An 11,431-nucleotide genomic window follows, 5' to 3' on the forward strand; every position below is an offset into this window, starting at 1 on the left:
CGCTTGAATGAGGCGGAAGTGTACCCCAAGCCTAGCGCGGCTGCCGAGATTTCTTGTGGTTTTGCTGCAATAGCAAGCCATCGCAGCCACTTTATCCGATGGGTGATCTGCTGGTGCTGTGGCGGGGTTAGGCGGGATTGCTCAGATTGCATCCGGCTGGTTGAATTTTGGTCTTGCTTGGCAACACATTGTGCTGGTTAAAAAATGTCAAAATCTCATTTCTGTGAGCGACTATTGTGACCGCGGTCGACGGTTGATTCTTTTACCCCCTAATGGGTATAGAGCAACTAATATAGGCATAACGATACTTAGGTCATCTTAATCCCTGATAAGGCTCTGAAAGTGGAACAGGAATATCACGTTGTGAGTTTGGTGGTACACGCCAATCCCGAAAAACACGAGCAGGTGGTTAGCCAGCTGAGCGCGCTTCGAGGGACTGAACTGGTTACCCACACCGAAGACCATAAATACGTTGTGGTTATCGAAGGGAGTACCCGTCAGCAAGTGTTGGATGGCATTGAAGCCATTCAGGCGATGAACGGAATCCTATCCACCACTTTGGCTTATCACCAAGTTGATCAACTAGACAGCGAGAACGCCGCATGAGCATCAGTCGTCGCGATTTTATTAAAGCAAACGCCGCAGCCGCCGCTGCTACCGTGGTTGGCGCTACCCTGCCAATCAAAATGGTAGAAGCCGCCGAAGCGGGTAACTCCACCTTAAAATGGCAAAAAGCCGCCTGTCGCTTCTGTGGCACCGGTTGTTCCATCATGGTGGGTACCCAAAACGATAAAGTGGTTGCCTCTAAAGGCGATAGCGAAAGCCCAGTAAACAAAGGTTTGGCCTGTATTAAGGGTTACTTCCTGCCGAAGATCATGTACGGCAATGACCGTCTGTCTTCGCCACTGCTGCGGATGAAAGATGGCCAATTTGATAAATCTGGCGAGCTGACTCCAGTGGATTGGGACACCGCCTTTGATGTGATGGCCGACAAATGGAAAACCGCGCTGAAGAAGAAAGGCCCAACCTCGGTCGGCATGTTCGGTTCAGGCCAATGGACCATCTGGGAAGGCTACGCAGCGGCCAAGCTGATGAAAGCCGGTTTCCGTACCAACAACATCGATCCAAACGCCCGTCACTGTATGGCGTCTGCGGTAGTGGGCTTCCTGCGTGCTTTCGGTATTGATGAGCCAATGGGCTGTTACGATGACATCGAACACGCCAACGCCTTCGTGCTGTGGGGCTCTAACGCCGCCGAGATGCACCCAATTCTGTGGCAGCGTCTGTCTGATCGCCGTCTGACTCACCCGAAAGAGACCTCCGTTCACGTTCTGTCTACTTACGAGAACCGTTGTTTCGAGCTGGCTGACAACAAGATGGTGTTCAAGCCACAGTCTGACTTGGTGATCTTGAACTTCATCGCCAACTACATCATCCAGAATGATGCGGTTAACCATGATTTCGTCAACAAGCACACCAAGTTTGCGGAAGCAACGCCAGACATCGGTTACGGCCTGCGTCCAGAGCACCCGCTGGAACAAGCCGCCAAGAACCCAGGCAACAAGAAAACCAAGCCGATGAGCTTCGAGGAGTACAGCAAGTACATCTCTAAGTACACCGTTGAGATGGCGTCTGAAATGTCCGGCGTGCCGGTAGAGAACCTGATCGAACTGGCTAAGGTTTACGCCGATCCAAAGCAGAAAGTAATGAGCTTGTGGTGCATGGGCGTGAACCAGCACACCCGTGGTGTGTGGGCCAACAACTCCATCTACAACCTGCACTTGCTGACCGGTAAGATCTCCGAGCCGGGCAACAGCCCATTCTCGCTGACGGGCCAGCCATCCGCTTGTGGTACCGCTCGTGAAGTGGGCACCTTTGCTCACCGCTTGCCAGCCGACATGGTGGTCATGAAAGAAGCGCACCGTGATATCGCCGAGAAGAAGTGGCAGCTGCCGAAAGGCACCATTCCACCGAAGCCGGGTTACCACGCGGTACTGCACAGCCGTAAGCTGAAAGATGGCGACATGAACGTCTACTGGACCATGTGTACCAACAACCTGCAGGCCGGGCCAAACATCAACGAAGAAACCCTGCCGGGCTTCCTGAACCCAGAAAACTTCATCATCGTTTCTGATCCGTACCCAACCGTCACCGCGCTGACCGCCGATCTGGTGTTGCCAACCGCCATGTGGGTAGAGAAAGAGGGTGGTGTGGGTAACGCGGAACGTCGTACTCAGTTCTGGCACCAGATGGTTAACCCGCAGCCAGGTTCCAAATCGGATCTGTGGCAGATCATGGAATTCTCTAAGCGCTTCACCATGGAAGAAGTGTGGCCAGAAGCGCTGTTGGCGCAGAAGCCAGAGTACCGTGGCAAAACCATGTTCGACGTACTGTACGCCAACGGTGTGGTCGATAAGTACCCACGCAGCGAGTGTACTTCTGAGCTGAACGACGAGTCTGATGACTTCGGTTTCTACGTACAGAAAGGCCTGTTCGAAGAGTACGCCGACTTTGGCCGTGGCCACCATCACGATCTGGACCAGTTCGATGTGTACCACGAAACCCGTGGTAAGCGCTGGCCGGTAATTGATGGCAAAGAAACCAAATGGCGCTTTAAAGAAGGCATGGATCCGTACGCTAAGTCCGGTTCTGATTTCGACTTCTACGGCAAGCCAGATGGCAAAGCGGTGATCATCGCTTCCCCATACGAAGCCCCAGCGGAAGAGCCAAACAAAGAGTTCGACCTGTGGTTGTCTACCGGTCGCGTGCTTGAGCACTGGCATACTGCTTCCATGACGGGTCGTGTGCCAGAGCTGAACAAGTCAATGCCTGCTGCCAAGGTGTACATGCACCCGCAGGACGCGAAGTCGCGTGGTTTGAACGATGGCGACGAAGTGGTTGTGTCCAGCCCACGTGGCGAAGTACGCACTCGGGTTGAAACCAAAGGCCGTAACAAGCCGCCGGTTGGTCTGATCTTCATGCCATTCTTCGACGCCCGCGCCTTGGTAAACAAGTTGATTTTGGATGCGACCGATCCGCTGTCCAAAGAGACTGACTTCAAGAAATGTCCGGTTAAAGTGGTTAAGGCATAAGGAATTGATCATGAAAAAGACTCTGATCTCTGGCGTACTGGCCGCGTTGGTATTAACCGGCTGTGGTATGACCGAAGCACCAAAGCAAGTGGAAGCCCCTAAAGGGATGCGCGATGGCACGCCTGTTGCCGTAACCATGGTTCGCGATGCGGATCCGGTTTACGCCAAAAAAGGCACCGCCATCGAGCGCAACTGGGACGGTCAGCCACCGTTGATCCCGCACGCGTACAAGAAGCCAACCAACCTGAAACGCAACGGTTGTACCACCTGCCACAAGCCAGCCAAACCGGGTAAGAAAGCACGTGCTACCCCAACCCACGCGTCTCACTTTGAAACCGATGGCAAACTGGATAACCGTTTCTACAACTGTCACCAGTGTCACGTAGCGGTTTCCGATCAGCCTGCGCGCATCGGCAACAACTTCTAACGGCCGCTTGTTAGCCGCCGTGCTCCGACACGGTTGGCTCAGCAACCCCAAAACCGACGGCAATGCCGTCGGTTTTTTTATGCCCGGCATCTGTTATGGCTTGATAGCCAGCGCCCTAGGCTACAGCGGCGCAGCACCTCGATATGATGTGGGCTAGGGCCGTTGAAGGAGTAAGCCATGAAAAGCCGCTGGGTACTGTTGATCGACACCGTTGATAAAGTGGGGCTTATCCACCTGATCACCGGTGTGCTGCATCAACACAACATCAATATTGACCTCAACAGCGAGTACGTGGATAAAGCCCGTAACCTGTTTTTTATGCGCAGCGAAATCGAAGGGGCGTTTGACGCCGAAGCGGTGCTGAGCCAGTTGCATCAAATCATTCCCAGCGCCCACGTTGAGCTAAAACCCGTGGCGAAGAAAAACATCGTTGTGCTGGTAACCAAAGAGTCTCATGCCATTGGTGATCTGCTGATTAAACATCAGTTTGATGCCTTAAACGCCAACCTGCTGGCCGTCATTGGCAATCACGATGTGCTGCAATCCTTGGTGGAAAAGTTCGACATCCCTTTTCACCACGTGAGCCACGAGGATCTCAGCCGCGCGCAGCACGAAGCCGCAGTGCAGGCCGTGATCGCCCAATACCAACCGGATTATCTGGTGTTGGCCAAATACATGCGGATCCTGTCGCCGCAGTTTGTGGGCGCCCACGCCGATAAGATCATCAACATTCACCACTCCTTCTTACCGGCTTTTATCGGGGCCAACCCCTACAAACAAGCGTTTGAACGAGGGGTTAAAATCATTGGTGCCACCGCCCACTTTGTGAACAACGATCTGGATGAAGGGCCGATCATCTGTCAGAAGGTGATCCCAGTTGATCACAGTGACAGTTGGCAGCAGATGGCCAGCAAGGGCCGCGATGTTGAACGCAGTGTGTTGGCCAACGCGCTGCAGCTAGTGTTTGCCGATCAAGTGTTTGTCAGCGGCAATAAAACCGTGGTGCTCTAAAAGCGGTTCTTGGTTGCGGTAAAAGGCAGCAACCAAGTCAATAACCGTGCCCGTAAGCTTGGGTCAGTCGCCGCAGTTTGTTAGTCTGTACTATCGACCAAGCCCCCGAATTTTCGTGGGCTTGGGCAATGGTGTTACAGCGAACAAGGTAAGAACGGATGCAAGCGTGGTATCTCTTGTACTGCAAAGGGCGAAAAGAAAAAGCGGTAAAACAAGCCTTTGAACAGCTAGGGGTCACCAGTTTTTTGCCACAATTGGATGTGGAAAAAATCGTCGCGGGGAAAAAGAAGCTGGTGGCAACGCCGCTGTTCCCTAACTACATTTTTGTGCGTTTTGATCCGCACATCACCCCCTATTCTCACATTACGCGTGTGCCCAATGTGGCGGCCATTGTGCGCCCGAACGGCCAGCTGGCACCGGTTGAACTGTCGGTGGTGGTGACGTTGCGTGAGGCGTTAAAACAGCGCCAAGCACAACAGCAACGCGACCAAGCCACGGCGCCAGAGCCTGCGCCAGAACCGCGGCCCAATAAGGGCGATAAGGTGAAGATCCTCGGTGGTGCCTTTGCCAATCTCGACGCCGTGTTTGACGAACCCGACGGCGACAAACGCAGCATCTTGCTGGTGAAGATGCTGGGCAAGCGGCAGCGCTTGCCGATGGATAATCTCGGCTTTCGGCGGTTGTAACAGCTTGACTCTGTGATCGAAAAACGGCGCCCTGTGGCGCCGTTTTTTATTGAAGCCTCGCGACTTATGTAAAGCTCGTGCGTCGGCATTGCTGCAATCTGTTAGCGAACTGTGGGGCGCTTACCCCAGCCACAACCACACGCCCAGCAGCACCATGATTGAGCCGGAGATGCGGTTCATCAGTTTGACGTTGTCGCGATTGAGCAGTCGGCGCAAAGTGCTGCCGCCGCTGGCGTAGAGGCTCATGCAGATGAATTCAGACACCACGATCACCGCCAGCAGTGCCGCCATTTGTGGCAGCAGCGGCGCTTGTTGGTTCAGAAACGGCGGCAGCAGCGCCACCATAAAGGCCCAGCCTTTGGGGTTGGCAATGGCGGTGGTGAAGCCACGCAGCGCCAAGCTGCGGCGGCTGATGTCGGTGATGTCGTCTGTGGTCACCAAGCCGCCACTGCTGCGCCATGAACTTAGCCCTAAGTAGATAAGGTAAGCGCCGCCCAGCGCTTTTAAGCCGGTAAACAGAGCCGGGTGGGTTAATAGCAATGCGGCCACGCCAAAGGCGGCGGCCAGGGCAACGGCAGTCACCCCAACCAACTCCCCTAGCATCATCGGCAGGGTGCGCCTAAGCCCCACACTGATGCCCAAGCTGAGCGCCAATAACATGCACATGCCCGGGGTGATCGACACCAAAAAGAAGGTGGGAATGAACAGGGCGAGGGTGTGCATCTCTGGCATGGCGGGCTCTTTGGTTGGGGGCGAAGCCCGTGGTGTTGGATGGCGTAAAACGCAATAGGCCGCGGACAATGCCGCGGCCTATGGATGGTAACCCTGAACTTATTTCAGTTCGATACCATCTTTTAATATGGTGATGCGGCCATTTTTGTATAAGCCGCCGATGGCGCGTTTAAACACCGCTTTGGACACCCCAAAGGTTTGCTTGATGGTTTCTGGATCGCTTTTGTCGTAGATCGGCGCAAAGCCGTTAGGCTGCTTTTTCAGGTAGCTGATGATGTGATCGCCCAGCTGATCCGCCTGCTTGTGTGCCGGTGGGTTGATGGACACATCAATGCCGCCGCCTTCGCGTACTTTTTTGATGAAGCCCGGCATCCGCATGCCCGGTTTCAGATCTTTAAATACGCTGTCGAAGTAGAGCACGCCCCAGTGTTCGTTGTTGATGATCGCTTTGTAGCCCAAGTCGGACTTACCGGCGATCAGCAGATTCACTTTGTCGCCATTGCTGTAGGTGGCGGCGTTGTTATCTAAGAAGCGATCGATCTTAGCGGAAGCGGCGATGCGGTCGCTGTGCTTATCCACGTACAGGTAGACGATGTAGTAGCGGCCCACTTCGAATGGCTTCTTCTGCTGGTTAAATGGCACCAGCAGATCTTTCTCTAAGCCCCAATCGAGGAAGGCACCAAAATCGGTCATCGAGGTGCACTTTAAGCTGGCGAACTGGCCCACCTGCGCCTTAGGCTTCATGGTGGTGGCGATAAACTGATCTTCCGAATCAAGGTAGATGAACACCTCAACCATGTCGCCCATTTCGGTGCCCGCTGGCACCCATTTGTTTGGCAGCAGGATCTCACCTAAGTCATCGCCATCGACGTAGACGCCAAAGCCCACTTTTTTCACCACCTGTAAGGTGTTGTATTGACCGATTTCGACCATGCTGACTCCACAAAAGGGTTAAGAACTAAAAAGGGCGCCGAGTATATCGACTTTGTCGTTAAATTGCCGTGATTTCTGCGGCAGTTAACGGCCGTGATTGGCCGCAAGTTAAGTTGGGATCGAGCGCGATCGGCCCCATGGTTTCCCGATGCAATGCCACCACCGGATTGCGAAAGCGACCAAACATCCGCTTGATCTGATGATAGCGCCCTTCAAAGATAGTTAATCGTGCTTGATGGCTGCTCAGTTGCTGCAGCTGGGCGGGGCTGGTGGTGATGTTTTCATACTCGAAGTGGATCCCTTCGGCAAAGCGTGCGGCGGTGTCAGGATCGATGGGATTGCCCAGCGTAACTAAATAGGTTTTGGGCTTTTTTAGCGCGGGCTCGGTGATGCGGCGCGACCACAAGCCGTCGTTGGTCAGCAGCAGCAAGCCGGTGCTGGCTTTATCTAAACGGCCTGCGATGTGCAATTGCGGCTGCAGCTCTGCTGGCAGTAACGCCAGCGCGGTTGGGTGCTGCGGATCGCGGGTGGCGCTCACCACACCGGCGGGTTTGTTCAGCATCCAGTATTGCGGAGCCACCCCCGCTTGGATGATGTGGTGGTTCACGCACACCTGGGCAAACTGATCGGCTTCAGCTTCGGCATTGCGAATGACGCTGCCATTGATCCGCACCTGACCCTGTGCCAGCAACAACAGCGCTTGGCGCCGATTCCACTGCGGCTGGTTGGTTAATAATCTGTCTACTCTCATAAGCGCATATTGTCGCACTACCATAACCACTTAGCCATTGAGAATCGCTTTGGTCGCAGCGGCGTTTGCGCTAGAATACGGGCGATTTTATCTTCGGGCTGAGGCCCGCGCATAACAAGGCAGTCATGACTTTACGCGTTGCCATTAACGGCTATGGCCGGATCGGTCGCTCTACATTGCGTGCCCTCTACGAGAGTGGCCGCCGCGAGCAGATCGAGATTGTGGCCATCAATGAACTGGCTAAGCCCGAAGGGATGGCGCACCTGACCCAGTTTGATACCACCCACGGTCGCTTCCATCTGCCGGTAACCACCGCCGCTGGCGAACTGTTGGTGGGCGAGGATCGCATTGCGTTGCATCACCAAAGCGACGCGCGCTTACTGCCTTGGGCTGAATTGAACATCGACATAGTGTTTGAATGCACTGGCCGCTTTAAAACCGCGTTGGCTTGCCAAGCCCACATTGATGCTGGTGCCAAGCAGGTGATCATCTCGAATCCCGCCGACAGCTGCGTCGATGCCACCGTGGTGTATGGGGTAAACCATCAAGCCCTGACCGGGGACGAGCGCATTGTCTCGAACGCCTCTTGCACCACCAACTGCAGTGTGCCGGTGCTGAAACTGATCGACGATGCCTTTGGCATTGAACGTGGGGCGATCACCACCATCCACTCATCGATGCACGATCAACAAGTGATCGACGCCTACCATGACGATCTGCGCCGCACCCGTGCCGCCAGCCAATCGATCATTCCAGTGGATACCCGCCTTGCCCGTGGCATTGAGCGGATCTTACCGAATCTACACAACAAATTTGAAGCCATCGCGGTGCGTGTGCCCACCACCAATGTGACCGCGATGGACCTGTCTTTGACCCTGAGCGAACGGGTCGATATTGGGCAGGTAAACCGTTTGCTCGAGCAAGCGGCACAACAATTTCCCGGCATCGTGGGTTTTACCCAAGCGCCGCTGGTCTCCATCGACTTTAATCATGATGCACGCTCTTGCGTTATCGACGGCAGTCAAACCCGAGTAGCCGATGGTCACTTGGTGAAATTACTGCTGTGGTGCGATAACGAATGGGGCTTTGCCAATCGGATGTTGGATACCGCGTTGGCGCTGCGCGCTGCCAAATCAACTTTATAAACCTTGAGGTAAATTATGACCATTCTCAAAATGACCGATCTGGATCTGGCCGGCAAACGCGTATTGATCCGCCAAGATCTGAACGTGCCTGTAAAAGAGGGCAAAGTGACCTCGGCTGCACGTATTGAAGCGTCCTTGCCAACCATTAAGCACGCGCTGAACGCGGGCGCTACCGTCATGGTGATGTCGCACTTGGGGCGCCCAACCGAAGGTGAATTTGAGCAACAGTTCTCGCTGGCACCGGTAGTGGATTACTTGGCAGAAAAACTGGATGTGCCAGTGGCGCTGCAGGGCAGCTACCTGAACGGTTTTGAAGCCAAGCCAGGGCAACTGACGGTACTGGAAAACGTGCGCTTTAACCGCGGCGAGAAAAAAGACGACGAAGGTCTGTCTAAAGCCTACGCCAGCCTGTGTGACATCTACGTGATGGACGCCTTTGGTACCGCCCACCGCGCCCAAGCGTCTACCCACGGTGTTGGCCTGTACGCCCCAATCGCTTGTGCTGGCCCACTGCTGGCTGGCGAACTGGATGCACTGGGCAAGGCGCTGGATAACCCAGCCCGACCAATGGTGGCCATCGTTGGTGGCTCTAAAGTGTCAACTAAGCTGACCGTATTGGAATCACTGGCCACCAAAGTGGACCAGCTGGTTGTTGGTGGGGGTATTGCCAACACCTTTATCGCAGCGGCGGGTCACCCAGTGGGCAAGTCGTTGTACGAAGCCGATCTGGTGGCGCAGGCGCAGAAACTGACTGCCGATGCCCAAGCCAATGGCGGCGACATCCCAGTACCTACCGATGTGGTGTGTGCTGATAAGTTCGCTGAAGACGCCACCGCAACCTTGAAAGGCGTAGCGGATACCACCAGCGAAGACATGATTTTTGATATCGGCCCAGACAGCGCTGAAGCACTGGCTGAGATCCTCAAAAACGCCGGCACCATTGTTTGGAATGGCCCAGTGGGCGTATTCGAATTTGACCAGTTTGGCAAAGGCACCGAGCGCGTGGCTCGTGCCATTGCTGAATCGAACGCCTTCTCTATCGCAGGCGGTGGTGACACCTTGGCAGCGGTTGATAAGTACGGCATCTCTGATGACGTGTCTTACATCTCTACCGGTGGCGGCGCGTTCCTTGAGTTCCTGGAAGGCAAAACCTTGCCCGCCGTGGCGATGCTGACCAAGCGTGCGGCCAAGTAACGTTTCATAAGGCAGGAAGTCACTGACAATTGCCTTCGTGGCGGGGTTAACCGAGCCCGCCACGTAAAACTTTAAAACATAATAAATAATTGGAGCCCATCATGGCCTTGATCTCCCTACGACAGTTACTGGATCACGCCGCCGAGCACAGCTACGGTGTCCCAGCGTTTAACGTAAACAACCTAGAGCAGATGCGTGCCATCATGCAGGCGGCTGAGCAGACTGACTCACCCGTCATCGTTCAGGCCTCTGCCGGTGCGCGTAAATACGCTCGCCCACAGTTTCTGAAGTACCTGATGAACGCGGCGCTGGAACAGTACCCAGACGTGCCAGTGTGTATCCACCAGGATCACGGCACCTCGCCAGACGTGTGCCAGCGTTCTATTCAGATGGGCTTTAGCTCGGTAATGATGGACGGTTCTTTACGTGCCGACGGTAAAACCCCAGCGGATTACGGTTACAACGTTCAAGTAACCCAGCGCACCGTGGCGTTTGCCCACGCGTGTGGTGTGTCGGTGGAAGGTGAAATCGGTTGTTTGGGCAGCTTGGAAACGGGCATGGCCGGTGAAGAGGATGGCGTTGGTGCTGAAGGCGTATTAAGCCACGATCAGCTGCTGACCGATCCAGAAGAAGCGGCTCGCTTCGTAGCGGCCACCAAGGTGGATGCTTTGGCTATCGCTATCGGTACTTCCCACGGCGCTTACAAGTTCTCTAAGAAGCCGACCGGCGAAGTGCTGCGTATGGATCGCATCAAAGAGATCCACGCTCGCATCCCAGACACCCACTTGGTGATGCACGGCTCCTCTTCGGTGCCACAAGAGTGGTTGGAGATCATCAACCAGTACGGCGGCGAGATCCCAGAAACCTACGGCGTGCCAGTGGAAGAGATCGTGGAAGGCATCAAGTACGGCGTTCGCAAAGTGAACATCGATACCGATCTGCGTTTGGCCTCTACCGGTGCGGTGCGTAAGTTCTTGGCGGAAAACCCAGCGGAATTTGATCCACGTAAATTCCTGCAGGCGTCGATGGATGCCATGGCTGGGATCTGTACCGATCGCTTTGAAGCCTTCGGCTGTGCCGGTAACGGCAGCAAGTTGAAGCCTCTGAGCCTGCAAGCGATGTACAAGCGCTACCAGACCGGCGAACTGGATCCAAAAGTAAACATCTAAGCCTAAGGGCACAGTGATTACTTGAAAAAACGCTCACCTTGGTGAGCGTTTTTTTTGGGGCTGTGTACCAATGAGCTGTTGAACTTATTGTGGATGACCCGCTGCGGCATAAAGGTCATTGCCGGGACCGCCCGGCGGCGGGCAAGGGACTCGTCCCTTTGCAATCCCAAGCGCCTTGGAGTGACGCTGACTCTCCAAACTTAGCCTCGTTCTCGCCGCATTGCGTTGCAGCAACGGCCAGATGCGCCATCCATGGCTTAACTGGCCTCTACGGCATCCTGCCTTCGGCTT

The 11,431-nt window shown here is 54.8% G+C and carries 11 protein-coding genes; 8 read left to right on the plus strand and 3 right to left on the minus strand.

Annotated features, from left to right (window positions below):
* The first annotated feature begins 342 nt into the window (after window positions 1–342).
* The 5 genes from Q0796_RS09915 (at window position 343) to rfaH (ending at window position 5,216) form a co-directional block, all read left to right on the plus strand.
* The gene (locus Q0796_RS09915; RefSeq protein ID WP_298442433.1) at window positions 343–606 is read left to right on the plus strand and encodes a chaperone NapD; all 264 of its coding nucleotides are present in this window, start codon (window positions 343–345) and stop codon (window positions 604–606) included.
* Complete coding sequence (gene napA, locus Q0796_RS09920) at window positions 603–3,092, plus strand: nitrate reductase catalytic subunit NapA (protein ID WP_298442436.1); 2,490 nt, start codon at window positions 603–605, stop codon at window positions 3,090–3,092. The genes Q0796_RS09915 and napA overlap by 4 nt, the downstream gene beginning before the upstream one ends.
* A gap of 10 nt (window positions 3,093–3,102) precedes the next feature.
* Window positions 3,103–3,519 (plus strand): nitrate reductase cytochrome c-type subunit, encoded by a 417-nt coding sequence (locus tag Q0796_RS09925; protein ID WP_298442439.1) that lies wholly within the window; start codon window positions 3,103–3,105, stop codon window positions 3,517–3,519.
* Between the two features lie 177 nt (window positions 3,520–3,696).
* The gene (gene purU, locus Q0796_RS09930; protein WP_298442442.1) at window positions 3,697–4,530 is read left to right on the plus strand and encodes a formyltetrahydrofolate deformylase; all 834 of its coding nucleotides are present in this window, start codon (window positions 3,697–3,699) and stop codon (window positions 4,528–4,530) included.
* A 158-nt stretch (window positions 4,531–4,688) separates the two neighbouring features.
* Complete coding sequence (rfaH, locus tag Q0796_RS09935) at window positions 4,689–5,216, plus strand: transcription/translation regulatory transformer protein RfaH (protein ID WP_298442445.1); 528 nt, start codon at window positions 4,689–4,691, stop codon at window positions 5,214–5,216.
* 120 nt (window positions 5,217–5,336) lie between these two features.
* Here rfaH and Q0796_RS09940 read toward each other — a convergent pair whose 3' ends face one another.
* The 3 genes from Q0796_RS09940 to Q0796_RS09950 all read right to left on the minus strand — a co-directional run bounded on the left by Q0796_RS09940 (window position 5,337) and on the right by Q0796_RS09950 (window position 7,632).
* Window positions 5,337–5,948: a LysE family translocator gene (locus Q0796_RS09940; protein WP_298442447.1), complete on the minus strand. Its 612-nt coding sequence runs from the start codon at window positions 5,946–5,948 to the stop codon at window positions 5,337–5,339.
* 99 nt (window positions 5,949–6,047) lie between these two features.
* Window positions 6,048–6,881 (minus strand): S1-like domain-containing RNA-binding protein, encoded by an 834-nt coding sequence (locus Q0796_RS09945; RefSeq protein ID WP_298442450.1) that lies wholly within the window; start codon window positions 6,879–6,881, stop codon window positions 6,048–6,050.
* A gap of 58 nt (window positions 6,882–6,939) precedes the next feature.
* Window positions 6,940–7,632, minus strand: coding sequence for a pseudouridine synthase (locus Q0796_RS09950; RefSeq protein WP_298442453.1), 693 nt, complete (start codon window positions 7,630–7,632; stop codon window positions 6,940–6,942).
* 125 nt (window positions 7,633–7,757) lie between these two features.
* On the opposite strand from Q0796_RS09950, the gene epd reads away from it, so the two are divergent.
* From epd to fba, 3 genes are all read left to right on the plus strand, one after another.
* Complete coding sequence (gene epd / locus Q0796_RS09955; RefSeq protein ID WP_298442456.1) at window positions 7,758–8,777, plus strand: erythrose-4-phosphate dehydrogenase; 1,020 nt, start codon at window positions 7,758–7,760, stop codon at window positions 8,775–8,777.
* 15 nt (window positions 8,778–8,792) lie between these two features.
* Window positions 8,793–9,971 (plus strand): phosphoglycerate kinase, encoded by a 1,179-nt coding sequence (locus Q0796_RS09960; protein WP_298442459.1) that lies wholly within the window; start codon window positions 8,793–8,795, stop codon window positions 9,969–9,971.
* Between the two features lie 101 nt (window positions 9,972–10,072).
* Entirely contained in the window at window positions 10,073–11,140 is a 1,068-nt protein-coding gene (fba, locus tag Q0796_RS09965; RefSeq protein ID WP_298442461.1) for a class II fructose-bisphosphate aldolase, read from the plus strand.
* Window positions 11,141–11,431 lie beyond the last annotated feature (291 nt).

This window comes from uncultured Ferrimonas sp. (assembly GCF_947489035.1).
GTDB lineage: Bacteria > Pseudomonadota > Gammaproteobacteria > Enterobacterales > Shewanellaceae > Ferrimonas.